We start from the raw sequence: 26,916 nt of genomic DNA on the forward strand, positions 1-26,916 counted from the left end.
GAAAAAGCCGATCATCCGATCGGCTTTGCGGGTTGAGGACTGGCGGGTCACGGCGCCGTCACACCACCACGGCGGTGCCGCTGATGCTCACCATCAACATGCTGCCGTTCTGGCCGACCACCTCGTAGTCGAGGTCGATGCCCACCACGGCGTTGGCGCCAAGGGCCTGGGCACGCTCCTTGAGCTCATCGAAGGCGATCTCCCGGGCCCGGGCCAGCTCCTTTTCATAGGCGCCGGAACGCCCGCCTATGATGTCGCGGATGCCGGCGAACAGATCCTTGAACACGTTGGCACCGAGGATGGCCTCGCCGACCACGATGCCGCGATACTCGCGAATAACCTTGCCTTCCAGGGTGGGGGTGGTTGAGAGGATCATCTTGCGCTCCTTGGGTGAAAACGGGTTCCAGACTACCCCAAAGCCTGCCGGGACAGAAACAAAAAAGGGAGAGGCCTCGGCCTCTCCCTGTCGTCATCGCGTCCGGACGGGACTCAGTGCAGCTTCAGAGTCGGTCTCAGCACCCGGTTGATGCGGCCCACCAGCATGATGAGGCCGGTCTTCACATAGCCGTGCAGGGCCACCTGGTGCATCCGGTACAGGGAGATGTAGACCAGACGGGCGATGTAACCCTCCACCATCATGGAGCCGCGCATCAGGTTGCCCATCAGGCTGCCCACGGTGGAGAAGCGACTCAAGGAGACCAGGGAGCCGTGGTCGTGGTAGAGGTAGGGCTTCATCTCGCCACCCGCCAGCTTGGCCAGGATGTTCTTGTAGGCCTGAGTCGCCATCTGGTGGGCGGACTGGGCCCGCGGCGGCACGAACTTGCCATCCGGCTGCGGGCAGGCCGCGCAGTCGCCAATGACGAAGATGTGCTCGTCACGGGTGGTCTGCAGGGTCTGGTGCACCACCAGCTGGTTGATGCGGTTGGTCTCGAGGCCCGCGATCTCCTTCATGAAGTCCGGCGCCTTGATGCCGGCGGCCCACACCATGAGGTCTGCTTCGATGAGCTCCCCATCCTTGGTGCGCAGCCCCTCGCTGGTGGCTTCGGTGATCATGGTGGCGGTGCGCACGTCCACTCCCAGCTTGACCAGCTCCTGGTGGGCGGCGCCGCTGATGCGCTCGGGCAGGGCCGGCAGGATGCGGGGGCCCGCTTCCACCAGGGTCACCTTGAGGCTGTCGGTGGTGAGGTTCTTGAAGCCGTAGGCGTAGAGCTGCTCCACCGCGTTGTAGAGCTCGGCGGAGAGCTCCACCCCGGTGGCGCCGCCGCCGACGATGGCGATCTTGACCTTGTCACCGGGTTGGTACTCGGTGGCGAACTGCAAGAAGCGGTTCATCATGTGGTCGTGGAAGCGGTGCGCCTGGGAGGGGCTGTCCAGGAAGATGCAGTGATCCTTGATGCCCGGGGTGTTGAAGTCGTTGGAGACGGAGCCGATGGCCATCACCAGGATGTCATAGGGCAGCTCGCGCTCATGGACCACCAGCTCCCCATCCTCGTCGTGGATCGGGGCCAGCACGATGCGTTTCTCGTCACGCTTGATGGCGGTCAGGCTGCCAAGCTGGAAGTCAAAGCCGTGGTTCTTGGCATGGGACTGGTAGCTCAGGGCGTCGATGCCCGCGTCCATGGAGCCGGTGGCCACTTCGTGCAGCAGGGGTTTCCACAGGTGGGTGCGATTGCGGTCCACCAGGGTGATCTGTGCCTTGTTCTTCTTGCCCAGCTTGCGGCCCAGGCTGGTGGCCAGCTCCAGCCCGCCAGCCCCGCCGCCGACGACAACGATATTGGTCATGGTGAATTACCTCAGGTTCCATTTAAAGCTAAGGGAGCCGGAGGCTCCCTTGATAGTTGAATCCATGACGTGACTGCATCAGGCCTCCTTGAAGGCCTTCATCCGCTGCAGGTGATGGGAGATATTCTTGAATTTGTGGCTCTCCCGCTCATCCCACACGATGTCGTAATAATTCTTCAATTCACGCTCAGTGTCCGCATTATTACCCACTTCATCCCGCACGGAAAGGATGCACAGGCAATTTCCTGAGTTTTTATTACGAAATTCTGACACGCATTTGGTGCCTATGTCCTGGTACTCCTCGGGCCGGTCGATACGCCCCTCCATGTTGATCTCGGGGTGCAGGTTGGGGTTGAAGATCACCTGTTTGATGCCACACAGAAAACCGATCCGCTCGCTCCAGTAGCCGCCCAGGCCCACACCGCAGATGAGGGGCTTGGGGTCCGTGCTCATGTCGAGCTGCTTCTTCACCTCCTTGAGCAGGTGACTCATGTCGTGGCGGGGATGTATGGTGCTGTAGTGTACGAAGCGCACATCATCATCGATATACTGCAACTGCAGCACCTTCTCATGATTGCCAGGGCTAGTGGCATCGAAGCCATGCAGATAGATGATCATGGTAAGACCTCAGAATCTGTGTCGGTTCTTTCGAAACTACCGCAGCAGACGGGCCCGGCGCCACCAAAACATGCGGCTTTCTTGCTTTGGATCACGACTGGGGTCGTCGGTTGCGTCCGCTGCCGACCCCGATAAGTTGCTACGCTTCAAACACAAAAAACAACGGATGAGGACGGCGTGAACGGAATCGCCCTGAGTTATCTGTTACTGGCCGCCCAGATGGGTCTGTATGCTGTGCTCTGGACCCTGACGGCCTGGCTGGTGCGCAGCGAGCGTCTCACCTGCCTGCTCGGCGCCGCCTACTCCCTGTGCTGGGCCGCGGCGCTCGTCCTGTTTGCCCGGCGCGGCGCCCTGGATCCCTGGCTCAGCTACACGGGGGCGGATATCCTGGTGCTCTGCGGCTTCACCCTCTTGTGGGGACGCGCCTACCGCTTCGACCGGGGCCGCTTCCCCCTGCTCCGCTGGCTGAGCATCACCCTGCTCGGTGCCCTGCTGCTGGTCTGGGCGGGACCGAGCCTGCCCCAGAGCCACTTGCGCCTGTTGCTGCTGGCCCTCTTCTCCGGCGTCAGCGGTTTTCTGATGATCTGCTACTCGGCCCGTCCCCTCAGCCAGCAGCTGGGCGCCCCCCTCAGCGGCCTGCTCAGTCTGCTGGGGCTGCTGACCATCCTGGCCTGGGGGGAGCGGCTCCTCATGGCCCAGAGCCTGCCGCTGCCGAGCCAGGAGATCCACTTTCGGGCCCATCACAGCCTGGTGGCGCTGCTGGTGATCTGGCTGCTCGCCACTGGCCTGCAACTGGGACAGTTCTTCATGGTGGTGCTGCGCAACACCCGCAAGCTCAACGAACTCTCCTTGCGAGACAGCCTGACCCAGCTGCTCAATCGCCGCGGCTTCGAGACCCGCTGGCAGGCGCAGACCGATCCCCAGCGCGCCCTGCTGCTCATCGACGTGGATCACTTCAAGCAGGTCAACGACCATCACGGCCATGACACGGGCGATCGGCTGCTCTGTCACCTCGCCCGCCTGCTGCAACACCATATGGGCACCCCGGCCATCCTGGCCCGGGTCGGCGGCGAGGAGTTTGCCATCCTGCTGCCCGGGGAGGATCTGGCCAATGCCCACGCCCGCGCCGAGTACCTGCGCAGCCAGATAGCCGCCTCCCCCCTCATCTGCGAACTGGGGGCACTGCGCATCACGGTGAGCATAGGGGTGGCCAGCGGTCGGGGATCCTCCCTGGCCGACCTGCTCAAGCAGGCCGATCTCGCCCTCTATCTCGCCAAGCGGCGCGGGCGCAACTGCGTGGCCTGCCAGCAGGAGCTGGCCACTCAGCTCAATTGAGACCCAACTCAGGCTCCCCGACCAGCGCGGCCAGTCGCGTCACCGCCCCCTCGACGCCCTCCAGGCTCTGGCGCCAGAAGGCCGACTCACGGATATCCTGCCCCAGGTGTTTCGCCACCAGCGCCTCGGCGCTCATGCGGCCGGTGTCTCGCAGCAGGGCGCGGTAGGCCTCGGCCACTCCCGCCTCCCCTGTCCCCTTGCGGCTCATCAGTTGCCGATAGACCCCGAGGCTGAACAGGTAGCCAAAGAGGTAGGGGTAGTTGTAAAAGCCCAGCCCCGCGATGGAAAAATGCCCCTTGGCGGCCCAGAACATGGGGTGATAGCGGCCAAGGCTCCCCTCGTACCAGCGGCCCCAGGCCTCGTCGGTGAGCCCCTTGAGCCGGGCCGAGGAGACATAGCCCAGCTCCCGCTCGGCCACCAGGGCCCGCTCGAAGTCGAAGCGAGCCGGGATATTGACCAGGAAGGTGGCGGCGCCGTCGGCTTCCGCCCAGGCCATGGCCAGGCGCTCCTCGGGATTCTGCGCCTGCTCGTAGAGGGCGCTGCGCACCAGGGTTTCGGCGAAGATGGAGGCGGTCTCCGCCAGGGTCATGGGGTAGCTGCGCTGGCTCATGGGCAAGTCGCGGATGAGCCAGTTGTGCCAGGCGTGCCCCAGCTCGTGGGCCAGCGTGATGACGTTGTCCAGGGTACCGGCATAGGTGATGAAGACCCGCGGCTCCACCGGCTCGGCAAACTTGGTGCAGTAGGCCCCGGTGCGCCGGTTGGGGGTGGGAGCGGCATCAATCCAGCCGCGCTCGGCCATCATGCGGGCAAAGTCCCCCATCTCGGGGTCAAAGCGCGCGAAGGCCAGGGCGATGAGGTCGACCGCCTCCTCGAAGGGGATCGCCCGGCGGCTGGCGGCAGGGGGCGGCGCAAAGAGATCCTCCGGCCCCAGCACCTCGAGGCCAAGGTGACCGGCCATCAGCCCCAGGGCCCGCTGGCCCAGATGGCGGGCCTGCCAGGTCTCCTGCATCAGGGTATCCAGGGTCGCCCGCTCGATATGGCTCTGGTGGCAGGAGAGATCCAGGGCATCGAGGCGCCGGTGCTTGCCGCGCTGGCGCGAAAGCTCCAGGCGCCAGCCGTTGAGGGCGTTGAGGATGGCGGCCACCGTCTCCTGCTCCCCCTCCCAGCCGGCGCTGATGGCGTCGAAGGCCGCTTTGCGCAGCGCCCGATCCGGGCTGGAGAGCAGGTTGCTCGCCTCGGCCAGCCCCATCTCGCGGCCATCGATGGTCAGCCTTATCTTGCCCACCAGATCGTTGTAGAGGTTGCCCCAGGCGTGCAGACCGTCGGTGCCAAGGCCGATGACCAGCTGCTCCGCCGCCACCGGCAGCCGCTGATCCTGCAGGCGGCGCTCGTGGCGCAGCCGGTACCCCTCCTCCCCGAGCAAAGGATCGGCCATCAGGCGTTCAAACTCGGGCTCGGGCAGCCCCAGCATCAGATCTTCGATGGGGGCAAGCGTCTTGAAGAGATCGGCGTTGAGGGCCCGGGCCCGGGAGGCAACCTGCTTGGCCAGGGGATCCCGGGCGTCCTGGCTCCCCTTGCAGGCGGCCAGCACGGCGATGTTCCAGCCGATGTCGCGAATGCGCCTGGCCCGCAGCCGCACCTCCCTGAGGAAGTCCTGCAGGGCGCCTGGGGTGCGCGGAACCTGGGCCAGCCCTTCGATAAAACCGCTCAGCTCGGCCAGGCTGGCGCGGGCCAGGCTCATGTCCGCCTCGAGGACACAGCTGTCGAGGGAGGGGTAGATGTGATCATTTTGCCACTGCTGTGGATAGACTCGTTGTTGCATCGAACGCTCATCGTCAGGGACGGGTCTGGCCCGTCGTTACATCCAGGTGGCCAGAGCCACCACCTTCGTAGGCAGGCATCACACCAGCCGCGCCAGGCGCACCACCGCCGCTTCCACATAGCGCAGGCTCTCCTGCCCAGAGAAAGGGGTTCGCGACTATACCAGCCGCTCCAGGCGGCTCACCGCCGCTTCCACATGACGCAGGCTCTCCTGCCAGAACCCGGGTTCGCGGATATCGACGCCCAGGTGCTTCTCCACCAGCGCCTCGGCGCTCATGCGACCGGTGTCACGGAGCAGCTCGCGATAGGTGAAGACAAACTCGCCCCCGCTGCGCTCATGCTGGGCATAGAGCCCCAGGCTGAAGAGATAACCAAACAGATAGGGGTAGTTGTAAAAGCCGAACTCGGCGATGGAGAAGTGGCTCTTGCTGGCCCAGAGCAGCTCGTCATATTGGCTGAGGGTGTCACCATACCACTGCTGCTGCGCCGATTTCATCATGGCCCGCAGCTGACTCGCCCCCACATAGCCCGCCTCCCGCGCCGCCACCAGGGCGCGCTCGAAGGTGAAGCGGGCGGGCACGTCGAGCAGCAGGCTGGCGGCCCGCTCCCCGTCCAGCCAGGCGATGGCCCGGCGCTGCTCCACCCTGTCGCAGGCGGCCAGCAGGGCGTCGCGCACCAGGGTCTCGGCAAAGAGGGAGGCGGTCTCCGCCAGCGTCTTGGGATACTCCCGCTGCTCCAGGGGGAGGTCACGCAGCAGCCAGCTGTGCCAGGCATGGCCCAGCTCGTGGGCCAGGGTGATGACGTTGTCCAGGGTCCCCTCGAAGGTGAGGAAGACCCGAGGCTCGGGCGGGTCGGCATACTCGGTGCTGTAGGCGCCGCTGCGCCTGTGCTTGCTCGGGGCCGCATCTATCCACCCCTGGTCGGCCATCATGCGGGCGAAGGCCCCCATCTCGGGATCGAAGGCGGCAAAGGCCTGCGCCACCAGATCCAGCGCTTGCTCGAAGCCGAACCCGCCGTGCGCGATCTGGGGGGCCGGGGCATAGCGATCCCAGGGGGCAAAGTCCGCTATCTGCTGGGCACAGGCCATGGCCCGCAGGGCGCGGCGCCCCAGCTCCCTGTGCTCCTCGGCCGCCGCCATCAGGGTCTCCAGGGTGGCGCGGGTGATGCGCTCCTGATGGCAGCTGACGTCGAGGGCATCCTGCCTGCGCCCCCGCCCCCGCTGACGGGTGAGCTCGTTGCGCCAGCCGTTGATGGCGTTGAGGATGGCGGCCACCGTCTCCTGCTCCGCCCCCCAGGCCGCCTGGATGGCGTGCCAGGCACCGGCCCGGCGCGCCCTCTGCGGGTGGGCGAGCAGGTTGTCCGCCTGGGCCAGCCCCATGGGCTCCCCCTCCACCACTGGGGTGAGCCGGGCAACCAGGGTGTCGTAGAGCGTGCCCCACCCCTGCAGCCCATCCACCGCCAGCCCCTCGATGAGCTGCTCGCTCTCGAGGGAGAGCCACTGATCCTGCTGCGCCCTGTCGTGGTGGATGAGGTAGGCCAGCTCGAACAGCTCGGGGTCCTGCAGCAGGACTCGCACCCGCTCCTCGGGGGCGTTCAGCCAGAACAGGGCCACCGGCTTGGCGAACTGGGCCAGGGTCGCCTGCAGCTGCTGGCTGCGGCCATAGAGCGCCCTGGCCTTCTCGTCGCGACCGTCCCGGCTGAGCCGGTTGTAGCCATAGGTCTGGCCGTTCCAGGCCAGCCGATGCAGCCGCGTGGTCACGCGCCGGATGGCCCGAAGCAGGTGGCGCAGGGCATTGATCTCTGTGGTATGGGGGATCTGCTCAACCAGTTGACCCAGGGTGGCCAGGGCCTGGCTGGCCTGGTGGAAATCGGCGGCGATCGCCGGGCAGTCGGGGGCGGCATAGATGTGATCATCCTGCCAGACGGGTGGGTTCATAACTGTCCTTGTTGGTTTGCATCCATGTCATCTGGCCCCGCCTCTGTGGGCGAGTGCCAGTTCGGATAGTACGAAGGGGGCCGAGCCTTGCCCAGCCCCCATCCGAGCCAACCCCCTGGACAACCCTTGCCGGATGCGACGGCCCCTGTCGGCCGAAGGCAGATCCGACGCGCCCGTTACCTGGCGGGCTTGAGCCGGCTCACTAGCGTCATGGCCAGCACCAGCACCATGCCCGCCGCCACCCCGACCAGGGCACTGAGCAGGGTCGGCGTCACCGCGGCCAGCAGGCCTCCCAGGGTCGGCAGGGTGGCGATCGCGCCGGCGGCCCCCTCGATCAGGTGGTGGGCGAAGGGCCAGCCATGGACCAGGATGCCGCCCCCCACCATGAACATGGCGATGGTGCCGACCAGAGCCAGCAGGTGCATCAGGCGCGGCGCCGTCACCAGCAGCCCCTGTCCCAGGGCGCGGCGCAGGGGGCCGCCATCGGGCTTTTTCAGCAGGTGCAGGCCGATGTCGTCCAGCTTGACGATGAGGCCCACCAGGCCATAGACCCCCACCGTCATCAGAACGGCGATGCCCGCCACCACCGACAGCTGCAGCGCCAGGCTGGCCCCCTGCACCGTGCCGAGGGCGATGACGATGATCTCCGCCGAGAGGATGAAGTCGGTGCGAATGGCTCCCTTCACCTTCTGCTGCTCGAAGGCCATCAGATCGTCCGGGATGGCATCGACCTGCACCTCCCCCTCCTCTACCCCGTGGGGCAGGAACTTGTGGGCCAGCTTCTCGGCGCCTTCGAAGCAGAGGTAGGCGCCCCCCAGCATCAGCAGCGGGGTGATGAGCCAGGGGATGAGGGCGCTGATGGCGATGGCGGCGGGCACCAGGATCAGCTTGTTGCGAAACGACCCCTTGGCCACCGCCCACACCACGGGCAGCTCCCGCTCGGCCCGCACCCCGGACACCTGCTCGGCGTTGAGGGCAAGATCGTCCCCCAGCACCCCGGCGGTCTTCTTGGCCGCCACCTTGGTCATCAGGGCGACATCATCGAGCACGCTGGCAATATCATCGAGCAGGGCCAACAGACTGGTTCCGGCCATATCAGGCATTCCTTCTATACAGTGGAAAAACAGTGGGGAAATCCCCTCAAGCTCCCAGGGCACCTCGCCGGGCAGACGCCACACGCGAGTGCCGAGCAGAGAGGGGTTCCTTGTTTCAGGCAAAAGATGGCACAGTGTAACCAGAAGCCGCCCTTTCGGCAGCCCCTCTGAGTCGGATGACACCGCCTCAGGCCACCCCAGCCCAAGGAGTTCCCATGCAAGCCTGGCAGCCTCTGCTCGATTTCTGGTTTGGCGATGACGCCGACGACGCCCCCCGCGCCCAGCGGCAAGCCCCCCTCTGGTGGGGCAAAAACAGCGAGACCGATGCCCTGCTGGCCCGCCGCTTCGGCGAACTGGCCGAGGCGGCGGCCAGGGGCGACCTGGCTCACTGGGCCGAGGTGTCCGCCGGCCGGCTGGCGTTGATCCTGCTGCTGGATCAGTTGCCGCGCAACATCCACCGAGGCACCCCAGGCGCCTTTGCCCAGGACGCCAAGGCCCGCGACCTCTGCCTGGCGGGTCTCTCCCTCGGGGCGGACAAGTCCCTCTCCCCCCTGGCGCGGGTCTTCTTCTATCTGCCCCTGGAACATGCGGAGTCCCGGGAGCAGCAGAGCAGAAGCGTCGCCCTGTTCGAGGCCCTGGCGGCCGAGCAGGCCGGGGGGCCTGCCCGGGCCACCTTCGAGGGCTTCGCCGACTTTGCCCGCCGCCATCAGGTGATCGTCGAGCGCTTCGGCCGCTTCCCCCACCGCAACGCCATCCTGGGCCGCCCAAGCACCTCGGAGGAGACGGCGTTCCTGCAGCAGCCCGGCTCCGGTTTTTAAGGCGCCCCGGCGGGGCCATCAGCAAAAACGGGCCCGACGGGCCCGTTTTTCATCAAGCGGCGACGCGACTCAGGCCGCCTGCGCCAGATCGTCCTCCTTCTTCTGGTAAGCCTGGGGGGAGAGCCCCAGCAGCTCCTGTACCGTGGAGGCCACCGTGATGGAGGAGAGGGTCCCGGTCAGGATGCCGGCAAACAGGGTGAAGGCGAAGCCATGGAGGGCGTCGCCGCCAAACAGCAGCAGGGCGCCCACGGTAAACAGGGTGGTGCCTGAGGTGATCATGGTGCGGCTGAAGGTGGCCTTGATGGCGAGATCGCTGCAGCCGTGCATGTCGAGGCGGGTACGGGAGCTCAATATGTCCCTCAGCCTATCCGAGATGACGATGCTGTCGTTGAGGGAATAGCCGATCACTGCCATCAGCCCCGCGATCACGTTGAGATCAAACTCGATGTGAAACAGGGCCAGCAGTCCCAGGGCCACCACGCCGTCATGGAGCACGGAGAGCAGTATGCCCACAGCCTGGCGCCATTCGAAGCGAAAAGCCAGGTAGACCGAGATGGCCAGGGAGGCCACCAGCACCGCCATCATCCCCTGCTGGAACAGCTCGGCGCCCACCTGGGGACCGACCATGGTGGTGCGCAGCAGCTCCACCGGCAGGCCAAGCTGGTCGGCCAGCTGCTCCGCCAGGGCCTGGGCGGGCATGGGCAGGCCATGGGGCGGCAGCTTGATCAGCCACTCCCCGGGCACCCCGGCCGGTTGCAGGCTGACCAGGGCTTGCAGGGAGCCATCGAGCAGGGCGTTGAGTTCATGGGCCTCCTTGAGGGTCTGGATCTTGAATTCCAGCAAGATGCCGCCGGTAAAATCGAGACCCAGTTGCAGGCCGTTGCCCAGCAGCAGCGCCACGCTGGCCAGGGTGACGAGCACGGAGAAACCCAGGCCAAGGTAGCGCCAGCGGGTCAGGTTCATGGCAAATAGACGATGGAACATGATTAAACCCTCTGCAGCCGCTGGCTGCTCTTGCCCCAGATGGGGTTGATGATGGCACGGGTGCCCCAGATACCGGTGATCATGCTGGAGACCAGCCCCAGGATCAGGGTGATGGAGAAGCCTTGCAGCGGCCCTGAACCGATGGAGTAGAGCACCACGGCGCTGATCAGGGTGGTGAGGTTGGCATCGAAGATGGTGCTAAACGCCGAGCGGTAACCGAAGTCGATGGCCCCGGCCAGGCTCCCCCCCTCCCGCAACCTGTCTTTCACCCGCTCGAAGATGAGCACATGGGTATCCACCGCCATGCCCACGGTGAGCACCAGGCCGGCGATGCCGGGCAGGGTCAGCACGGCGCCGGGCAGCACCGCCAGCATGCCCACCTGCATCAGCAGGTTGGCGAGCAGGGCCGAGATGGCCACCCAGCCAAACTTGCGATACCAGGCCATCATGAACAGCATCATGCCCGCCATGCCAAACGCCAGGGCGGTGAAGCCCGCCTCTATGTTCTGCATTCCCAGGGTGGGGCCTATGCTGCGCTCCTCCAGGATCTTGAGCGGCGCGGTGAGGGCCCCGGCCCGCAGCAACATGGCGAGCTCCTGGGCCTCTGGCATGCTGCCAATGCCGGTGATGCGAAACTGGTTGCCCAGCGCCGTCTGTATGGTGGCGACGTTGATCACCTCGCTATGGGCCCGAAGCTTGCCCTTGCCGTCCGTCTTGTATTCGGTGAACAGGGTGGCCATGGCGCTGCCCACGTGCTGGCGGCTGAACTGGCTCATCTTGCTCCCCCCCAGGGCATCGAGCACGATGGCGACCTGGGGTTGGCCCATCTCCCCCATGCTGGCCCTGGCATCGACGATATGCTCGCCGGTCAGCACGGGTTTGCGATCCAGCCCCACGCTGCGCCCCTCTCTGTCGGTCATGACGAAGTGGCTCTCGGGCCTGGCCTGATAGAAGGCCAGGGATGCCGTGGCCCCGATCACCTCCTTGGCCTGCCTGGGGTTGTGTACCCCGGGCAGCTCGATGCGGATGCCGTCCTGGCCCTGGCGCTGGACCGAGGCCTCGACGATGCCGAGCTCATTGATCCGTTTTTTCAGGATCGACAGGTTCTGGGTCACGGCGTTGTTGATGAGCAGGCTGCGCTCGGCCTCGCTCAGGGTCAGGGTCACCTGGTTGCCGCTGCGCGCCAGCTGCCACTGCCCCTGGCGCACGCCGCCGCTCTCCTTGATGAGGGTGAGCCAGGGGGCCTGCTGTGCGTCCTGGGGAAGCTGGATGCGCACCTCCCCCGTCGCCACCCGGCTCACGGCGCCGCCCCGCAGGTGGGCCTCGCGCAGGCCGCTGCGCAGGTTGTCCACCAGGTTGCGGGTCTGGCTCTCCAGCACGAAGTCCAGATCCACGCCGATCAGCAGCTGGGAGCCGCCGCGCAGGTCCAGCCCCAGCTTGATGGGGCTGGCCCCGAGCCGGCTTATCCAGCCAGGGGCGTTGGCATGAAACTCCAGGGTCAGGGCGGCGCTGTCATGGCCCTGCCCCTCGAGCAGCTGTTTGGCGCGCTGCTGATCCGCCTGATTGGCGAACACCAGCTCCAGCTTGTCCGCCGAGGCGATGGTCTGCTGCACCGATATGCCCTGCTGGGCCAGCAACTGGGCATCGCCCTCGCTCAGACTGGTCTGGCCGTGCAGGCCCAGGGAGGGCTGCTCACCGAAGAAGGTGGGCAGGGAGTAGAAGCCGAAGGTCAATAACATCAGCAGCAACAGGGCGTACTGCCAGGCGCTCGTGCGATTGTGCACGAGGCGCGATTTCTTTCTCACGCTGTTCATAGGGAAGATCCGGATCGAAGGACACAGGGCGAGCACCCGCACGGCGGGCGTCATCGCGGACAATCAGTCGACATCGGGCAAGGATGGCCCGGGGAGCGGCCGGCAGGCATTGGCCCGACGGCGGCTCGGGATCAGCGCGAAACGGCGCTCTGGGAGAAGCGGTATTGCAGGTGGCGGCGGCAGAGCCAGTGGCGATGAATGGCCCTGAACTGGTCCCGGAAACTGTGTCTCTGGTAGAGCAGGGCGCGGCAGAGCAGCAGACCGCCGAGCAGCAGCTGGCAGAAGGCGGCGGACCAGTCGGCGATCAGCTGGTAATCGAGCGGCGGACGTTCACCTTCCCTCAGCTGGGCATGTTCCAGCCGCAGCAGATGATTCTGATGGGTACCGATGAACTTGACCGCCCCCCCTTCGGGGACGCTGGCGCCATGAAAGACGCTCTCCTGGCTGTGCTGATGCTGGGGAACGACCACCGCAGATCGCTCCACTCCAAGAGTGGAGAACAACAGCATGAAGGCCATGAGCACGCTCATCAGCATCCATTTCACTGTCTCTGGACGATTGGTCGACATATTACCCCGATAAAAGCCGTGGGCGGGCGCCCACAGCTGGCAAGCTATCACAGCCAAGGCGGCGGGGGCAAGGCCGGCCCTGCCCCCGCGCGCACTGTCATCGGCTGCGGGTCATGGTCTCGAAGTCCTCGGCATACTCCTTGAGCAGGGTATAGAGGTGGGCGCGCTGGGAGAGATCCAGCGACTGGCTCAAATCGCTGAGCCACTGGATGGTACGCTGGCGGGACTGATCCGTGTAGCCGGTGAAGCGGCCATCCATCAGGCCGTCCCCCTGTTGCAGCAAGCGGGTCAGCTCCTTGCCAAAGTCCGGACTCTGGCGCTGCTTCATCAACCTGTCCAGCTCCCGGGTCCAGGCCCCCTGAAACTCGAGCCAGGGGGGCATCATCTCGTATTGCCACTCGGCCCACTGGGCGATGAGCGGCTCCTGGGCCGGTTTCACCTTGCCTATCCAGAACGCCAGCCGCTCCCTCAGCTTGTCCTGGAACTCTTGCTGCATCCCTGTCTTCGACTCCGTGGTGAAGTCATGCTGGCGCTCCTGCTGGCGCTTCACCCGATCGACCATGAAGTGCGCCACCTGGGCATCGGTCAGGGTGCGGGCCAGGCGCACCGTGCGGGGGATGGCGTTCTCCAGGGTGCGGGTCAGGCTCGCCTGTGTCCTGTCCAGATGGAGGGTGACCTGGGCCGGGGTCATGGGGCTGGCCACCGCCTTGGCCAGGGCATCGAGATCCCGGGCGTAGAGGGGCAGCTCGTGCTGGCGATGCCAGGCCATCAGCCCCTTCACCTCGGAATCGAGCAGTGTCTTCTGGCTGCGATCCAGGGAGAAGTAGTCGTCCAGCTGCCAGATGATGGCCGAGTCGAGCCAGTAGTAGATCACCCGGGTCGCACAGCCGACCAGCAGCAGACAGGCCAGACCCGCCAGCCAGACTCGTGTTTTCTTGCGCCAAAGGTGTGTCATCAAGATGGTTACTCCAGTCGTTGGCGATGATGGGCTATCAGGGTGTCATAGGCCGGATCCGGCGCCTGTTCGGCCATGAGCAGGGCCCACAGCAGGGCGATGTAGTCGACCCAGGGCAGGAAGGCCTCCCCCTGAAACACCGGGATCGGGGTGGCGGGGGCGAGCCGTGCATGTTCTTCAAGATAGCAGGCTTCAAGTGCCGCCATCTCATCCAGGTCCCAGCCATGGGTGCGCACTATGCTGGCCAGCTCGAATCCCGGGTGACCGGCGGCGCCATATTCCCAGTCGATGACCCAGGGCCGCTCCCCCAACAAGTTAGCCGGATTGAGATCGTGATGGCAAGGGAGCCAGCAGCCGTCCGGCTCCCGGCTGGCGAGCAGGGGCGCCTCCAGGGCGGCCAGCCAGGACGGAGGGGCCCGCAACCGGCTGCGATAGCCCCGGGCATGGGCCCGCACCGCCATCCTGACGGTCGGCACCGGCAGGCGATGCAGCCGCACCAGCAGCCGCGCCAGGGCAGGCAGCGCCAGATCGCGGGGAGGAGGCGACTGCGCCCAGCTCGGCGCCTCGCACCAGTCCAGCAGCAGGATGCCGCGCTCGGGATCCCCGTGATGGCAAGGCAGCGCCAGCCCGGCCGCCATGGCCCCGCGATAGAGCTGCCACTCGGTGGCTCTATCGATGCCGAGGCGCGCCGGATCCGGGTGGCCTTGCCTTAAAAAGTAACTGCGCCCCGAGGGGAGGCGCAGTCGATAGTTGCGGTTGGTCAGCCCGAGCCCCAGGGGCTCGAGCCGTCCCGTCCGCCAGGGGGCCGGCAGGCTCGCCAGCAGGGCCTGGTTACCAGCCAAAGGTCGAGGTCTTGGCCTGCTTGCGGATCTCCTTCTGATCCGCCCACTCCAGCTCGCCGCTCTGCAAGTCCATCAGGTTCATGGTCATCTGGTAGTAGACGTCCTTCACCTTGCCGTTGTCCTTGACGATGCTGCTGAGGTTGCCATAGACCATGTAGCGGGCGCCGGTCTGCTTGCCCAGGCGCACCATGGCGGCAGGGTCCACCATGCCGCTGCTCTGCTGGTACTCGAGCTGCTGCCTGACCGCCGCCACCTTGCTCATGTCGACGAAGCGGAACTTGCCCGAGCGCAGCAGCCTGGTGCGCAGGGTGTCGGTGATGGCCTCGGTGTCGATGTGCTCCGAGGTCTTGTTGCGGATGCTGTCCATGAACATCACGGGACGTCCCCCCGCGGTGATTTCGCTGGTCACCGGCGAGGCGAGCATGGAGTCCGCCATCTTGTCGGCGATGGCCTGCAGATCGCTCGAGCCATAATCGACGGTGACCGTCTCGGTGGCGGTGGCATCGCCATAGCTCACAGTGGTGCTGGAGCAGCCCCCCAGCAGCAAGGCGCCGGTCAAGATCAGCAGGGCATGGTTCATTCTCATCAGTTCGATTCCTCAATCACTTCGCGTACGTAAATCCGGTAGCCCCGGGCGGCCGGACTCGGCGCCAGGGCGGACAGGGTGCGGGTCTGGTAGCCGTGCAGCGTGATGGGGGTCCAGCCGCGGCCATCGCTGGCCACCTCCTGGCCGGCGTCATCATACCAATAGAACAGGTATTGCAGCTTGTTGTCGCCGCGCTGGGTGCTGGCCGCCGCCACATTGACCTGCAGCAGGCCGTTTTGCTGACGACGGCTGAGTTCGGTCAGGGTGACGTTGACGTTCTGGTGCTGCTCCGCCACCGCGGCCGCCCCGGCCGCGCCATAGAGCGCCACGCCGGAGGTATTGGTGGCGCACCCCGCCAGCAGCAGTACCAGAGCGAGGGCCAAGCCATGTGCTTTCATCTTGTTCTCCTTGCCGGTGGCCGAGGGGCCGAACCGGTCAGTCAGTGATCCTTGCCCAAACGGGCACTCATAGGGGCATCACCCGGCTGCTCAGGCCCGCGCCGAGGTGCTGCACCCAGACTAGGGTGGTGCGCCCGGCCCGCACCTCGATGGGCAGGGTCTGGCTCGCGCTCCCCGCCCCCAGGCTCAGACTCTGGCGACCCGCCGGCAGGCTGGCCTCCCAGCTCGACGCCTGGGCCGGCAGGGTCAGCCAGCTGCGGGTATCGGCCCGCTCGGAGAAGGTGTTGAACAGGCCGACCACCAGGTTGCCCACATCCCCCCCCTCCTTGGCGGCGGTGCGCCGCAGCTGCTCCTTGGCCAGCAGCCGCAGCGCCTGACGGCTCAACATGGCGGGCAGGCGCTCCTGCAGATCCCTGGCGGCCAGGGCCTCGAGCCGCACCAGGGGCGCCGTGCTGCCGACTTGGCCGGCCACCCCGACCCTGAGGGGGCCCACGTCCGCGCCGCGATTATCGTAGTAGGGGATGGCGACGGTAAAGGTACGAAAATCCCCGGCCGAGGTGAACAGGGGCAGCGGCAGGAAGAGTTCGCGCCGGGCCGGGATCAGGCCGTCTTCGAACAGGATCACCACCCTGCCCTCCCCCCGCGCCAGGAGCGGCGCCTTGCGACCGAGGCGCCGCTGCGTCTGCTCCAGCTCCTCGGCGGAGCCCCGCAGGCGCGCCAGTCGCAGCAAGGCCCCTTGCAGAGCCGGGTTGTCCGGCGCTATCTCCAGGGCGCGGCCATAGTCGACCCAGGCATCGTTGAGATCCCCGCTCGCCTCATAGAGCACCCCGGACAGATAGAAGGTGTAGGCGTTCTGGAAGCCATTTTTGACCTGACCGACCAGGCGATCGAGATCCGGTGCCCGCGACAGGGCCTGGCGCACGCCGGCCTGTGCCTTCGCCTTGGCGAGCTCGCCATCGCGCTCGCGCAGAGCCCGCTCCTGCACCTGGTTGGCGCGGCGCACCTCCACCAGGGCCCCCTCCCGATCCCCTCGCGCCAGGTAATCGAGGGCCAGGTAGTGGTGCAGCATGGTGCGCTCATAGTCCGGGGTCTGATAACCCAGGGTCTGATCGTTGGTGAGCAGGCTGCCCGCCTGGGCCAGCCCCTGGCTCAGCCGGTAGCGCGCCTGCTCATCCTGTGCCGTCAGGGCCCGATCCGCCGCCACCCAGGCCTGGCGGCTGGCGGGATCCTGCCGGGCCAGCTGGGCGATGCGCCCCAGCTCCAGGCGGCTGAGCACATAGCCGTCATCGCCGGGGGCCAGCTCGCGCACCTCGGCCATGGCGTCCAGGGCCTTGCCCTGGAGCAGGGCGCTGCGCACCGGCACCATCTGCACCGAATAGGAAACGAACAAGTCCTGCCAGCTGGCACAGCCCCCCAGCAGCAGACCGGCCAACAGCAGGCCGGTCGATGAGACGAGGCGCATCACAGGCTGAGCAAGGGGCCCAGGGGTTGACCACCGACCAGGTGCATATGGATGTGGTACACCTCCTGCCCGCCGTGGCGGTTGCAGTTCATGATGAGGCGATAGCCATCCTCGGCGATGCCGGCCTCGGCCGCCAGCTTGCGGGCCACGGTGAACATGCGCCCCAGGGCCAGCTCATGCTCGGCTTCGACGTCGTTGACCGTGGGGATCAGCACATTGGGCACTATCAGTATGTGGGTCTTGGCCTTGGGGAAAATGTCGCGAAAGGCGGTGACCAGATCGTCTTGATAGAGGATCTCGGCCGGGATTTCCTTGCGGATGATTTTGCTGAAAATGGTTTCATCGGCCATGGGTAACTCCTTGCGTTAAAAAGAAAAATCAAAATAAAGCCTCTAACGAGGCTATTCCATCGCCACCGGGGCCGCCAAGTGTGACACAGGCCGGTTTTTGCGACAGCCGTTGTCACAATCCCTTCAGTTATTGTTAAAAATACCGATAGCCAGAACGAGGGATCCCCGGTGCCGGGCGCGACGTCCGTAGGGTAGCAAAGGGACGGGGGATTCAGGCAAGGGACTTTTGTATTCAAAGCGGGACAATAATGAAACTAAGCATGTCGGACCTCTCCATCTTGCAGCGGGTCTATCTCGGGTTTGCCATCCTGGTGGCCGTGATGATAGCGAGCTCTGCCTTCACCTTTCACAGCCAGCGCGCCCTCGGTCAGGCCCTGCATCAGGTCACCCAGCAGTCCATGCCGCTGGTTCAGGCCAGCAGCCAGACCCAGATAAGCCTGCTCAGCGCCAACAAGCGGCTCAACGACGTGCTGACCGAGCAGGACGCCAGGATGCTGCCCGAAGAGATAGCCGCCCTGACGGAGGCCGAGGCCGAGGTCGAGCGCCGGCTGCAGGCCCTGAGCAGCCAGGCCGGCAATGAGCCCCAGTTGCAGGCGCCGCTCACGGCGCTCAAGGAGCAGGTCGCCAGCTACCAGGCCCTGACCCAGGCCCTGCCCGCCGCACACCAGGCCCTGCTCAGCCAGTTGCACAAGGTGAACCGGGCCAAGGGCCAGTTTCAGGTCACCCTGCCCCAGTTCAAGAAGAACCTGGGCGACATGATGGCCGGTCAGGATGACAGCTTCATCAAGATGCTCTCCGAGAAGCTCACCACCCAGCTCTCCACCATAGAGCTCTCCACCATGGATGCCCTGAACCAGTCCGTCACCGGCCCCATCGAGTCGGCCCTCAAGCGCAACAAGATGCAGATCGACGGCTTCAACGGCACCATCGCGGATCTGGAGCGGGAGCTGCCGGACTTTGACAACGACCTCGGCCACAGCGTGCGCGCCTTCGTGCGCGACACCACGGCCGCCGACGGCCTGCTCGGCCAGTATCTGACCCTGATGAAACAGCAGGCCACCCTGCACGAGAAGAGCAAGCAGGCGAGCCAGCTCATCATCGCCATCCAGGGCCAGCTCGAGGCCATCACGGCCCAGAGCCAGCAGCTGATGAACGCCAGCATCCTGGCCTCCGAACAGGTACAGCAGCGCAGCAGCCTCTCCCAGGGAGTCAGCATAGGGCTGGCCATCCTGGTCGCCATCCTGGTGGCCATCACCCTGGGCCGCGCCATCCGTCGCCCCCTCAAGGAGCTGCTGCGGGTATTGACCGAGGTGACCCAGGGGGACATGACCCTGCGCATCGGCTTCAAGAGCCGCAACGAATTCGGCCAGCTCGGCAGCCAGGTCAACCTGCTGATCGCCCAGATGAGCGAGGTGCTCTCCCAACTCTCCCAGGCCTCGACCCAGCTCAATGACGCCGCCCACGACAACCGCCACACCACGGAATCGGTGCGCGCGGATCTGGAGAAGCAGCGCCAGGAGACCGCCTCGGTCGCCGCCGCCATGACCCAGATGGAGGCCTCGGTGCGGGAGGTGGCCCAGGCCGCCAACCAGACCCTGGAGCGGGTGATGGACGTGGAGAAGGCCTCCGAGACCGGGCGCCAGGTGATGGCGGGCAACATCAGCACCACCCACCAGCTGGCGGGCAAGTTGCAACAGACCGGCAAGGTGATTGGCGATGTGAGCGCCATGAGCGATCAGATTGGCAATATCCTCGACGTCATTCGCGCCATCGCCGAGCAGACCAACCTGCTGGCCCTCAACGCCGCCATCGAGGCGGCCCGGGCTGGCGAGCAGGGCCGCGGCTTCGCCGTGGTGGCCGACGAGGTGCGCAACCTGGCCGGGCGCACCGCCCACTCCACCAACGAGATCCAGACCATGATAGAGAACCTGCAGCAGGGGGTCGCCCGGGCGGTCAGCGTGATGCAGGAGTGCTCCCGCGAGATGGACAGCTGCATGAGCCAGAGCTCCCACGCCAACAACGCCATGGAGGAGGTGCAGGGCATAGTGGTGCTCATCAGCGACATGTCGAGCCAGATAGCCTCCGCCGCCGAGCAGCAGCAGGCCACCAGCGCCGACATCGCCACCAATCTCAATCGCATCTCGGACATCTCGGACCTCAACTATCAGGGCATAGAGCGGGTCGCCGAGACCAGCCAGCAGCTCGATGCCCTGGCCGAGCAGCAGGAGAGCCTGGTCCGGCGTTTTCGCCTCAGCGCCTGACGGCTGCCCCCAGAGACGACGAGGCCCCGCATCTGCGGGGCCTCCTTCTTTGTGGGACGAGCCGGGTCGTCAAGCGTAGGCGATGGCGCCCTTGCCCACCCCTTCATAGGCCACTATCTTGACCAGCTTGTCCCCCACCTGCTTTTTCACCTCGCGGGCGATGTAGCAGGCCAGCAGCTCTATGGTGGTGTCCGTGTCTATCATCTCCACCTCGGTGGCCGGCATGGCGAGCTGGAACAAGCCCTGGGGCGCCACGTACTTGAAGCCGATGTGGCCAGCCCCCAGCAGGGGGGCGGCAACGCTACTCAGCGCCAGCTCGGTCAGGGGCACCTCATCGTCGGCGGTGCCGAGGTAGATGTCGGCCCAGCGCTCGGCCCAGTTGAGCTCGAGCTCCTCGTTGCGCGCCCCGTCCACCTCGATCTCGATGGGGGAGCGGTGGCCGTGGGCGATGCGCTGACAGTTGCCGTCGTGCTTCTTCAGGCCATGGCTGTAGTGGTAGAAGGCGCCCTGGATGGCTTCGTGGCGCAGGGTCAGCGACAGATCCTTGATGTTGCCGGGCAGCTCCCTTGCCAGCACCCCCAGCAGGTAGCGGGTCACCGACTCCTTGTCCACCTGGGTGCCGGGAATGAAGGCGAATGCCTGATCCGGGCAGCGCAGATGGATGGACTTGTCCTGGCGCAGCAGATCGACACAGGTCTCGCCGCCGGATAAGGACTCGATGCGCACCATGGCACTGTCCGTCGGCACCAGCAGCTTGTGATCCACCTCGCGGTCGATGATCGCCTTGATGAGCTTCTTCACCCGGCCAAAGTCCAGCAGCATGCTCATCTCGTTGAGCTCGCCGCTCATCTCCACGTCCACCAGCCAGCTCTCCCCCACCATGCCACGGCGTTCGCACAGATAGCTGGAGTCGATCACGGTCAAATCTCTTACAAATAACTTCATCACTCAGGCCTTGCTACAGAGTAGGGACAGATTGCGCTATTATGACCCGCGATCACAGACAAAGGAACTGGACCCGCCATGAACACACTGCTTATCAAGAACGCCACCCTGGTCAACGAAGGGCGCATCTACGCCTCCGATGTGCTGATCGAAGGGGAGCGGATCAAACGGATCGCGCCCCATATCGAGGCGCCGGACGCCATGGTGATCGATGGCACCGGCCGCCACCTGATCCCGGGCATGATCGACGATCAGGTCCATTTTCGTGAACCGGGTCTGACCCACAAGGGCACCATCGCCAGCGAATCCCGGGCCGCCGTGGCCGGGGGCACCACCAGCTTCATGGAGATGCCCAACGTCAATCCCCAGACCACCACCATCGACGCCCTCGAAGCCAAATACCAGATAGCCGCCAACTCCGCCGCCGCCAACTACAGTTTCTACCTGGGTGCCACCAACGACAACCTGGAAGAGATCAAGAAGCTCGATCCCAAGCAGTCCTGCGGCATCAAGATCTTCATGGGGGCCTCGACCGGCAACATGCTGGTGGACAACCAGGAGACACTGGCGGCCATCTTCCAGGAGAGCCCGGTGATGATAGTCACCCACTGCGAGGACACCCCCTCCATCAAGGTGCTCGAAGACGAGGCCCGCGCCAAGTGGGGCGAGGATGTGCCCATGCGCGAGCACGGCCGCATCCGCAGCGCCGATGCCTGCTACAAGTCCTCCAGCATGGCGGTGGGGCTGGCGAAAAAGTACGGCGCCAAGCTGCACGTGCTGCACCTGACCACGGCGAAAGAGCTCTCCTTGTTCACCGCCACCCCGGATCTGAAAGATCTCAAGGACAAGAACATCACCGCCGAGGTGTGTGTCCATCACCTGTTCTTCAACGAGGCGGACTACGACACCCAGGGCAGCCTGATCAAGTGCAACCCGGCGGTGAAGAGCGCCGCCGATCAGCAGGCCCTGCTGGATGCGGTGCGCAACGACGTGCTCGACATCATCGCCACCGACCACGCTCCCCACACCTGGGAAGAGAAGCAGAACAGCTACTTCAAGGCGCCGTCCGGCGTGCCCCTGGTGCAGCACTCCCTGCAGGCGCTGCTGGAGCTCTACCACAACGGCGTCTTCAGTCTGGAAACCATCGTCAAGAAGACCTCCCATGCGGTGGCCGAGCGCTTCCAGGTGCAAGATCGCGGCTACATCCGGGAAGGCTACTTCGCCGACCTGGTGCTGCTGGATCTGGGCAAGCCCTATGTGGTCAACGACGACAATCTGCTCTACCTGTGCGGCTGGTCCCCCTTCAACGGCTACCGCTTCCAGAGCACTATCGAGATGACCCTGGTCAATGGCCAGATAGCCTGGCAAAACGGTCAGGTCACCGACCAGGTATTGGGCAAGCGCTTGACCTTCAACCGCTGAGACGGGCTGCCGCTGCCAGAGCGCCATGATTGACATGACCCTGGTCAACGGCCAGATAGCCTGGCAAAACGGTCAGGTCACCGACCAGGTATTGGGCAAGCGCTTGACCTTCAACCGCTGATCTCTGCTTGAAAGCGTTACGCCAGACGGCCACCCACAGGGTGGCCGTTTTTTTGGCCGCAAGGCCCGAAAAACAGCGCCAATACGGGCAATTGCTCGCACTTTGATCCGAAGTTGCCCACAAAGCAGGCAAACGATCTCACGGTGTGATTTCCCCTGTTGACAGGATAGGGTCATCTCCATAAACTCAGCCCCCGTCAGCCAAGCTGACGCAGTCGGCGTGTAGCGCAGCCAGGTAGCGCACTGTCATGGGGTGTCAGGGGTCGGAGGTTCGAATCCTCTCACGCCGACCATCATTCCCCGAGTAAAGGCCCAGTCAGTGACTGGGCCTTTTCTTTATCCGCATGCTTGTCTACTCGGCGCGGCGGCCTGCGCCAGGCCGGCCTGCCGGCGGCCCTCTCCCCGCCCATTCCCAGATCGTCCCCACGCCAGCCAGTGTCACAGCCAGACCCTGGCTTGCCCATGGCCGTCTCCTGTGGTGTGATCGGCCCATCTCACCGCCCCGAGGCCAGATCCCATGTTCACCAGACTCCTGCTGCTGTGCGCCCTGCTGCTCGCGGGCTGCGCCACCCCCTATGACAGCGAGCCCTCCCTCTGGGGCGGCCAGACCGGTTTTTCCCAGAGCCAGATAGGCCCGGATCGCTGGCAGATAGAGTTTGTCGGCAACGATCTGGTGAGCCGGGAGACGGCGCGCAAGTATGTGCTCAAGCGCGCCGGGGAGCTGGCCCTGGCCCAGGGCTATGGCTGGGTCGAGGTGGTGAGCCTGGACATAGTGCGTGATGCGGTGCGCGCCACCCCCCGTCGCCCCCAATTCGGGTTCGACCGGTACGAACCCGACACCTTCATGGAGCAGCTGCACGTGGAGCACCGCATCTCGGCCCTGCTGCTCCTGCGCCTCGCCCATCGCCAGCAGGGGGACGAGGCGTTGTCAGCCGCCTATCTCGCCAAGATCGCAACCGACTAGCATAAATCACCACCGGCGGTTAAATGGCATGTCGAATACACCTAAGACCAGCAATAAAAGTGTGATCCCGCGCTAGATTTCACCGCGTCCTTTGGGCATGCTGCGCCAATGGCTCGCCCTCCCATGGCGAGCCGACCCGGCTGTCGTGGCACTCGCCACCCCATTCCGACTCCTTGCGCTGCGCGGATCTCTCCCCATGAAACTGAACAAGCTGACTCTCGCCATCCTGACTGCCATGTTGCTTGGCATCGCCACCGGTCAGGGCTACCGACTCCTTGCCCCGGATCAAGCCCCTGCCTTCGCAGGCAACATCACCCTGCTCACCGACATCTTCCTGCGCCTCATCAAGATGATCATCGCCCCCCTGGTGTTCACCACCCTGGTGGTCGGCATCGCCAAGATGGGGGACACCCGCACCGTGGGCCGGATCGGCGCCAAGACCCTGGGCTGGTTCATGCTGGCCTCCCTGATGTCCCTCTCCCTGGGGCTGCTCATGGTCACCCTGATGCAGCCAGGCAGCGGCCTCTCCCTGCCCCTGCCCCCCGAGTCCGCCAGCAGCGGCCTCGCCACCGCCAGCCTGAGTCTGCGCGACTTCATCGCCCATGCCATCCCCAAGAGCCTGGTGGAGGCCATGGCCAACAACGAGATCCTGCAGATAGTGGTCTTCTCCCTCTTCTTCGGGCTGGCCGCCGCCGCCCTCGGGGATGCCGCCAAGCCGGTGGTGAGGCTGCTGGCAAGCGCCGCCGAGATCATGCTCAAAGTCACCGGCTATGTGATGAACTTCGCCCCCTTCGCCGTGTTCGCGGCCATCTCGGCCATGGTCGCCAGGGAGGGACTCGCCATCCTCGCCACCTATGGCAGCTTCATGGCCCAGTTCTACCTGGCGCTCGGCTGCCTCTGGCTGCTGCTGATCGCCATGGGCAGCCTCTTCATCCGCCGCCGCACCCCGACCCTGCTGGCCCTGATCCGCGAGCCCGTGCTGCTCGCCTTCTCCACCGCCAGCTCGGAGGCGGCCTATCCCAAGACCCTGCAACGCCTGGAGCAGTTCGGTTGCCCCAAGCGCATCGCCAGCTTCGTACTGCCCATGGGTTACTCCTTCAACCTGGATGGCTCCATGATGTACTGCACCTTTGCCGTCATGTTCATCGCCCAGGCCTACGGCATCGAACTCTCCTTCGCCCAGCAGGTGACCATGTTGCTGCTGCTGATGGTCACCTCCAAGGGGATGGCCGGGGTGCCGCGCGCCTCCCTGGTGGTGATCGCGGCCACCCTCAATCAGTTCCATATTCCGGAGGCCGGGGTCTTGCTGCTGCTCGGCATAGACCACTTCCTCGACATGGGACGCTCCGCCACCAATGTGCTGGGCAACGCCATCGCCGCCTGTGTGGTCGCAAGGACGGAAGCGCGCCTGGAGGAGGCCTCCCCCCTGACGAGTCCGGAGTCCGCCTCGGCCTGAACCTGATCCCAGGATGGCAACGACCCGCCAGGGCGGGCCCTGTCTGACTGGTTTTTTCAGCGCGCCGCGCGGCTCAGCACCAGCGACGCACCCGTCGGCAGTAATCCAGATAAGGCTCGCCAAAGCGCGCCCGCAGGGCCCGCTCCTCCGGCACGATTTGAAAGCGGGTGAGCCAGCCCCACAGCACCAGGGGCCCGATCCAGACCCAGACGCCCCCGAGATAACAGGCCAACGCCATCATCCAGCAGAGCAACCCCAGGTACATGGGATTGCGACTGAGGCCATAGAGCCCTGTGGTCACCAGGGCACTGGCCCGCTCCGGGCGCATCGGGCTGACGCTGGTGCCATGGCGACGAAAGCGCAGCAGGGCGCCAAACCCGAACACGCAGCCGAGCAGGGTCAACAACAGGGCAGCCACCGGCCACCCCTCCCCGCCGCCACTCCCCAGCACCATCCCCAGCGCCACCACGCCAAACAGCAGCACGGGCGGCACGCGACACTCCAACGATCTCATCTGTCATCTCCCATGAGACGTGCCACAAAGGGCACCATACGGTACACTCCCATTCGGGTCGAGTTACCCACTAAACATATATAAATCAATAAGAAGGCATCGATGGCCCGGCCACTGATACCAAGGAACGGATCGCGGGGGCGCCAGTTGTTCCCCCAGCCTTGCCTCAACATAACAGGACACCCCATGAATCAGAAAACCCTGCTCGCTACCCTGATCTTCGGCCTGATGGCCGGTCAGGCCACCGCCGCCCCCTACCTGCCCCAGACCAGCGACCTGCGCAGTGGCGAGGTGCAGACCGCCGCCAACGCCTGGCTGGAGGTAGACCTGGGTGCGTTTGAGCACAACCTCCAGACCCTCAAGACCCGCCTCGGCGACAAGGGACCGCAGATCTGCGCCATCATGAAGGCCGATGCCTACGGTCACGGCATCGATCTGCTGGTCCCCTCCGTGGTCAAGGCGGGCATCCCCTGCATCGGCATCGCCAGCAATGAAGAGGCCCGCGTCGCCCGCGAGAAGGGCTTCGAAGGCCGCCTGATGCGGGTGCGCGCCGCCACCCCGGATGAAGTTGAGCAGGCCCTGCCCTATCGGCTGGAAGAGCTGGTGGGCAGCCTGGTGAGCGCCCAGGGGATCTCCGACATCGCATTGCGTCACAACACCCGGATCCCGGTGCACATCGGCCTCAACTCCGCCGGCATGAGCCGCAACGGCATCGACCTGAGGGCCGAGGATGCCAAGGGCGAGGCCCTCTCCATGCTGGCGCTCAAGGGGATCACCCCGGTCGGCATCATGACCCACTTCCCGGTGGAAGAGAAAGAGGACGTCAAGCTGGGGCTGGCCCAGTTCAAGCTGGACACCCAGTGGCTCATCGAGGCGGGCAAGCTGGATCGCAGCAAGCTCACCATCCACGCCGCCAACTCCTTCGCCACCCTGGAGCTGCCGGAAGCCTACTTTGACATGGTGCGCCCGGGCGGCATCATCTACGGTGACACCATCCCCTCCTACACCGAATACAAGAAGGTGATGGCGTTCAAGACCCAGGTCGCCTCGGTCAACCGCTACCCGGCGGGCAACTCCGTCGGTTATGACCGCACCTTCACCCTCAAGCGCGACGCCCTGCTCGCCAACCTGCCCCTGGGCTACTCAGACGGCTATCGCCGTGCGCTCAGCAACAAGGCCTATGTGCTGATCCAGGGCCAGAAGGCCCCCGTGGTGGGCAAGACCTCCATGAACACCATCATGGTGGACGTGACCGACATCAAGGGGGTCAAACCCGGTGACGAGGTGGTGCTGTTCGGACGCCAGGGGGAGGCCGAGGTGAAGCAGGCGGATCTGGAGGAGTACAACGGCGCCCTGCTGGCGGACATGTACACCGTCTGGGGCTACACCAACCCCAAGAAGATCAAACGCTGATCGACAACCAGAGATAAAAAAGGGCTCCCGAGGGAGCCCTTGTTGTCTGTGTCTACACCGTCTTGCGAGCGGGCACTTGCTTGCGGGTCACCCAGAGACTCAGCCCCATGGAGGCCACCAGAATGAGGGCCACCACGCCCAATGCGATACACCGCACGGGATCTTGCGCCAATCCAGCCGCACGACCTTACGCCAGCTTCTTGCGGGTCACCCAGAGACTCAGCCCCATGGAGCCGACCAGGATCAGCGCCACCACGCCGAGGGTGATACACCGCACGGGATCTTGCGCCCATTCAGCCGAACAACCTTACGCCAGTTTCTTGCGGGTCGCCCAGAGACTCAGCCCCATGGAGCCGACCAGGATCAGCGCCACCACGCCGAGGGCGATACACCGCACGGGATCTTGCGCCAATCCAGCCGAACGACCTTACGCCAGCTTCTTGCGGGTCACCCAGAG

General features: G+C 65.3%; 24 protein-coding genes and 1 tRNA gene. 8 read left to right on the plus strand and 17 right to left on the minus strand.

Annotation, left to right across the window (positions count from 1 at the left end):
* Positions 1–58: 58 nt before the first annotated feature.
* The 3 genes from ACLHZ1_RS17765 to ycfP all read right to left on the minus strand — a co-directional run bounded on the left by ACLHZ1_RS17765 (position 59) and on the right by ycfP (position 2,400).
* Entirely contained in the window at positions 59–376 is a 318-nt protein-coding gene (locus ACLHZ1_RS17765; RefSeq protein ID WP_111874480.1) for a heavy metal-binding domain-containing protein, read from the minus strand.
* Positions 377–489: 113 nt separating this feature from the next.
* On the minus strand, positions 490–1,782 hold the full coding sequence (locus ACLHZ1_RS17770; RefSeq protein WP_427263137.1) for an NAD(P)/FAD-dependent oxidoreductase: 1,293 nt from the start codon (positions 1,780–1,782) through the stop codon (positions 490–492).
* 78 nt (positions 1,783–1,860) lie between these two features.
* A complete protein-coding gene (gene ycfP / locus ACLHZ1_RS17775) occupies positions 1,861–2,400 on the minus strand; it encodes an alpha/beta hydrolase YcfP (protein ID WP_041998845.1) in 540 nt (179 codons plus the stop codon).
* 177 nt (positions 2,401–2,577) lie between these two features.
* Between ycfP and ACLHZ1_RS17780 the strand changes: the two genes are divergently transcribed.
* Complete coding sequence (locus ACLHZ1_RS17780; protein WP_427263138.1) at positions 2,578–3,735, plus strand: diguanylate cyclase; 1,158 nt, start codon at positions 2,578–2,580, stop codon at positions 3,733–3,735.
* Here ACLHZ1_RS17780 and ACLHZ1_RS17785 read toward each other — a convergent pair.
* The 3 genes from ACLHZ1_RS17785 to ACLHZ1_RS17795 all read right to left on the minus strand — a co-directional run bounded on the left by ACLHZ1_RS17785 (position 3,728) and on the right by ACLHZ1_RS17795 (position 8,586).
* On the minus strand, positions 3,728–5,557 hold the full coding sequence (locus tag ACLHZ1_RS17785) for a M3 family oligoendopeptidase (RefSeq protein ID WP_427263139.1): 1,830 nt from the start codon (positions 5,555–5,557) through the stop codon (positions 3,728–3,730). The two genes, ACLHZ1_RS17780 and ACLHZ1_RS17785, sit on opposite strands and share 8 nt — an antisense overlap.
* 156 nt (positions 5,558–5,713) lie before the next feature.
* Complete coding sequence (locus ACLHZ1_RS17790) at positions 5,714–7,492, minus strand: M3 family oligoendopeptidase (RefSeq protein ID WP_427263140.1); 1,779 nt, start codon at positions 7,490–7,492, stop codon at positions 5,714–5,716.
* 176 nt (positions 7,493–7,668) lie between these two features.
* The gene (locus ACLHZ1_RS17795; protein ID WP_427263141.1) at positions 7,669–8,586 is read right to left on the minus strand and encodes a DUF808 domain-containing protein; all 918 of its coding nucleotides are present in this window, start codon (positions 8,584–8,586) and stop codon (positions 7,669–7,671) included.
* A gap of 215 nt (positions 8,587–8,801) precedes the next feature.
* Between ACLHZ1_RS17795 and ACLHZ1_RS17800 the strand changes: the two genes are divergently transcribed.
* Positions 8,802–9,404 carry a DUF924 family protein gene (locus ACLHZ1_RS17800; RefSeq protein WP_427263142.1) on the plus strand — a complete coding sequence of 201 codons (603 nt, stop codon included), beginning with the start codon at positions 8,802–8,804 and terminating at the stop codon, positions 9,402–9,404.
* 69 nt (positions 9,405–9,473) lie between these two features.
* Here the strand turns inward: ACLHZ1_RS17800 and secF are convergent, their stop codons facing one another.
* From secF to hinT, 9 genes are all read right to left on the minus strand, one after another.
* Positions 9,474–10,388: a protein translocase subunit SecF gene (gene secF / locus ACLHZ1_RS17805; RefSeq protein WP_427263143.1), complete on the minus strand. Its 915-nt coding sequence runs from the start codon at positions 10,386–10,388 to the stop codon at positions 9,474–9,476.
* A gap of 2 nt (positions 10,389–10,390) precedes the next feature.
* Positions 10,391–12,202 carry a protein translocase subunit SecD gene (gene secD / locus ACLHZ1_RS17810; protein ID WP_427263144.1) on the minus strand — a complete coding sequence of 604 codons (1,812 nt, stop codon included), beginning with the start codon at positions 12,200–12,202 and terminating at the stop codon, positions 10,391–10,393.
* Positions 12,203–12,333: 131 nt separating this feature from the next.
* A complete protein-coding gene (locus ACLHZ1_RS17815; protein ID WP_427263145.1) occupies positions 12,334–12,732 on the minus strand; it encodes a hypothetical protein in 399 nt (132 codons plus the stop codon).
* Positions 12,733–12,868: 136 nt separating this feature from the next.
* Positions 12,869–13,726 (minus strand): DUF6279 family lipoprotein, encoded by an 858-nt coding sequence (locus ACLHZ1_RS17820; RefSeq protein WP_427263157.1) that lies wholly within the window; start codon positions 13,724–13,726, stop codon positions 12,869–12,871.
* 8 nt (positions 13,727–13,734) lie between these two features.
* Positions 13,735–14,568, minus strand: coding sequence for a phosphotransferase (locus ACLHZ1_RS17825; RefSeq protein WP_427263146.1), 834 nt, complete (start codon positions 14,566–14,568; stop codon positions 13,735–13,737).
* A complete protein-coding gene (lpoB, locus tag ACLHZ1_RS17830) occupies positions 14,558–15,154 on the minus strand; it encodes a penicillin-binding protein activator LpoB (protein ID WP_408796785.1) in 597 nt (198 codons plus the stop codon). Before lpoB ends, ACLHZ1_RS17825 begins: the two co-directional genes overlap by 11 nt.
* On the minus strand, positions 15,154–15,552 hold the full coding sequence (locus tag ACLHZ1_RS17835; RefSeq protein ID WP_408796786.1) for a YcfL family protein: 399 nt from the start codon (positions 15,550–15,552) through the stop codon (positions 15,154–15,156). Before ACLHZ1_RS17835 ends, lpoB begins: the two co-directional genes overlap by 1 nt.
* Before the next feature lie 67 nt (positions 15,553–15,619).
* On the minus strand, positions 15,620–17,014 hold the full coding sequence (locus ACLHZ1_RS17840; protein WP_427263147.1) for a COG3014 family protein: 1,395 nt from the start codon (positions 17,012–17,014) through the stop codon (positions 15,620–15,622).
* Positions 17,014–17,364, minus strand: coding sequence for a purine nucleoside phosphoramidase (gene hinT / locus ACLHZ1_RS17845; protein ID WP_427263148.1), 351 nt, complete (start codon positions 17,362–17,364; stop codon positions 17,014–17,016). Before hinT ends, ACLHZ1_RS17840 begins: the two co-directional genes overlap by 1 nt.
* 260 nt (positions 17,365–17,624) lie before the next feature.
* On the opposite strand from hinT, the gene ACLHZ1_RS17850 reads away from it, so the two are divergent.
* The gene (locus ACLHZ1_RS17850; protein WP_427263149.1) at positions 17,625–19,625 is read left to right on the plus strand and encodes a methyl-accepting chemotaxis protein; all 2,001 of its coding nucleotides are present in this window, start codon (positions 17,625–17,627) and stop codon (positions 19,623–19,625) included.
* Between the two features lie 69 nt (positions 19,626–19,694).
* Here ACLHZ1_RS17850 and ACLHZ1_RS17855 read toward each other — a convergent pair whose 3' ends face one another.
* Positions 19,695–20,570, minus strand: coding sequence for a 6-pyruvoyl trahydropterin synthase family protein (locus tag ACLHZ1_RS17855; protein ID WP_427263150.1), 876 nt, complete (start codon positions 20,568–20,570; stop codon positions 19,695–19,697).
* A gap of 78 nt (positions 20,571–20,648) precedes the next feature.
* On the opposite strand from ACLHZ1_RS17855, the gene ACLHZ1_RS17860 reads away from it, so the two are divergent.
* From ACLHZ1_RS17860 to ACLHZ1_RS17875, 4 genes are all read left to right on the plus strand, one after another.
* Complete coding sequence (locus tag ACLHZ1_RS17860) at positions 20,649–21,992, plus strand: dihydroorotase (protein WP_427263151.1); 1,344 nt, start codon at positions 20,649–20,651, stop codon at positions 21,990–21,992.
* 336 nt (positions 21,993–22,328) lie between these two features.
* A tRNA-Pro gene (locus ACLHZ1_RS17865) sits at positions 22,329–22,405 on the plus strand.
* Between the two features lie 224 nt (positions 22,406–22,629).
* Positions 22,630–23,076 (plus strand): CC0125/CC1285 family lipoprotein, encoded by a 447-nt coding sequence (locus tag ACLHZ1_RS17870; RefSeq protein ID WP_427263152.1) that lies wholly within the window; start codon positions 22,630–22,632, stop codon positions 23,074–23,076.
* A 196-nt stretch (positions 23,077–23,272) separates the two neighbouring features.
* Positions 23,273–24,532, plus strand: a complete 1,260-nt coding sequence (locus tag ACLHZ1_RS17875; RefSeq protein ID WP_427263153.1) for a dicarboxylate/amino acid:cation symporter — start codon at positions 23,273–23,275, stop codon at positions 24,530–24,532.
* Positions 24,533–24,605: 73 nt separating this feature from the next.
* Here the strand turns inward: ACLHZ1_RS17875 and ACLHZ1_RS17880 are convergent, their stop codons facing one another.
* On the minus strand, positions 24,606–25,046 hold the full coding sequence (locus tag ACLHZ1_RS17880) for a methyltransferase family protein (protein ID WP_427263154.1): 441 nt from the start codon (positions 25,044–25,046) through the stop codon (positions 24,606–24,608).
* A gap of 186 nt (positions 25,047–25,232) precedes the next feature.
* On the opposite strand from ACLHZ1_RS17880, the gene alr reads away from it, so the two are divergent.
* The gene (alr, locus tag ACLHZ1_RS17885) at positions 25,233–26,459 is read left to right on the plus strand and encodes an alanine racemase (RefSeq protein WP_427263155.1); all 1,227 of its coding nucleotides are present in this window, start codon (positions 25,233–25,235) and stop codon (positions 26,457–26,459) included.
* Positions 26,460–26,916: the final 457 nt, after the last annotated feature.

This window comes from Aeromonas sobria (assembly GCF_050266975.1).
Lineage (GTDB): Bacteria > Pseudomonadota > Gammaproteobacteria > Enterobacterales > Aeromonadaceae > Aeromonas > Aeromonas sobria_B.

Bases quoted from the DNA above. Each gene is read 5' to 3' on its own strand.
- secF (WP_427263143.1), bottom strand. From the start codon at position 10,388: ATGTTCCATCGTCTATTTGCCATGAACCTGACCCGCTGGCGCTACCTT.
- ACLHZ1_RS17785 (WP_427263139.1), bottom strand. From the start codon at position 5,557: ATGCAACAACGAGTCTATCCACAGCAGTGGCAAAATGATCACATCTAC.
- ACLHZ1_RS17790 (WP_427263140.1), bottom strand. From the start codon at position 7,492: ATGAACCCACCCGTCTGGCAGGATGATCACATCTATGCCGCCCCCGAC.
- lpoB (WP_408796785.1), bottom strand. From the start codon at position 15,154: ATGAGAATGAACCATGCCCTGCTGATCTTGACCGGCGCCTTGCTGCTG.
- hinT (WP_427263148.1), bottom strand. From the start codon at position 17,364: ATGGCCGATGAAACCATTTTCAGCAAAATCATCCGCAAGGAAATCCCG.
- alr (WP_427263155.1), top strand. From the start codon at position 25,233: ATGAATCAGAAAACCCTGCTCGCTACCCTGATCTTCGGCCTGATGGCC.
- ACLHZ1_RS17870 (WP_427263152.1), top strand. From the start codon at position 22,630: ATGTTCACCAGACTCCTGCTGCTGTGCGCCCTGCTGCTCGCGGGCTGC.
- ACLHZ1_RS17770 (WP_427263137.1), bottom strand. From the start codon at position 1,782: ATGACCAATATCGTTGTCGTCGGCGGCGGGGCTGGCGGGCTGGAGCTG.
- ACLHZ1_RS17800 (WP_427263142.1), top strand. From the start codon at position 8,802: ATGCAAGCCTGGCAGCCTCTGCTCGATTTCTGGTTTGGCGATGACGCC.
- ACLHZ1_RS17855 (WP_427263150.1), bottom strand. From the start codon at position 20,570: ATGAAGTTATTTGTAAGAGATTTGACCGTGATCGACTCCAGCTATCTG.
- secD (WP_427263144.1), bottom strand. From the start codon at position 12,202: ATGAACAGCGTGAGAAAGAAATCGCGCCTCGTGCACAATCGCACGAGC.
- ACLHZ1_RS17765 (WP_111874480.1), bottom strand. From the start codon at position 376: ATGATCCTCTCAACCACCCCCACCCTGGAAGGCAAGGTTATTCGCGAG.
- ACLHZ1_RS17850 (WP_427263149.1), top strand. From the start codon at position 17,625: ATGTCGGACCTCTCCATCTTGCAGCGGGTCTATCTCGGGTTTGCCATC.
- ACLHZ1_RS17840 (WP_427263147.1), bottom strand. From the start codon at position 17,014: ATGCGCCTCGTCTCATCGACCGGCCTGCTGTTGGCCGGTCTGCTGCTG.
- ACLHZ1_RS17835 (WP_408796786.1), bottom strand. From the start codon at position 15,552: ATGAAAGCACATGGCTTGGCCCTCGCTCTGGTACTGCTGCTGGCGGGG.
- ACLHZ1_RS17860 (WP_427263151.1), top strand. From the start codon at position 20,649: ATGAACACACTGCTTATCAAGAACGCCACCCTGGTCAACGAAGGGCGC.
- ACLHZ1_RS17795 (WP_427263141.1), bottom strand. From the start codon at position 8,586: ATGGCCGGAACCAGTCTGTTGGCCCTGCTCGATGATATTGCCAGCGTG.
- ycfP (WP_041998845.1), bottom strand. From the start codon at position 2,400: ATGATCATCTATCTGCATGGCTTCGATGCCACTAGCCCTGGCAATCAT.
- ACLHZ1_RS17815 (WP_427263145.1), bottom strand. From the start codon at position 12,732: ATGAGCGTGCTCATGGCCTTCATGCTGTTGTTCTCCACTCTTGGAGTG.
- ACLHZ1_RS17880 (WP_427263154.1), bottom strand. From the start codon at position 25,046: ATGAGATCGTTGGAGTGTCGCGTGCCGCCCGTGCTGCTGTTTGGCGTG.
- ACLHZ1_RS17875 (WP_427263153.1), top strand. From the start codon at position 23,273: ATGAAACTGAACAAGCTGACTCTCGCCATCCTGACTGCCATGTTGCTT.
- ACLHZ1_RS17820 (WP_427263157.1), bottom strand. From the start codon at position 13,726: ATGACACACCTTTGGCGCAAGAAAACACGAGTCTGGCTGGCGGGTCTG.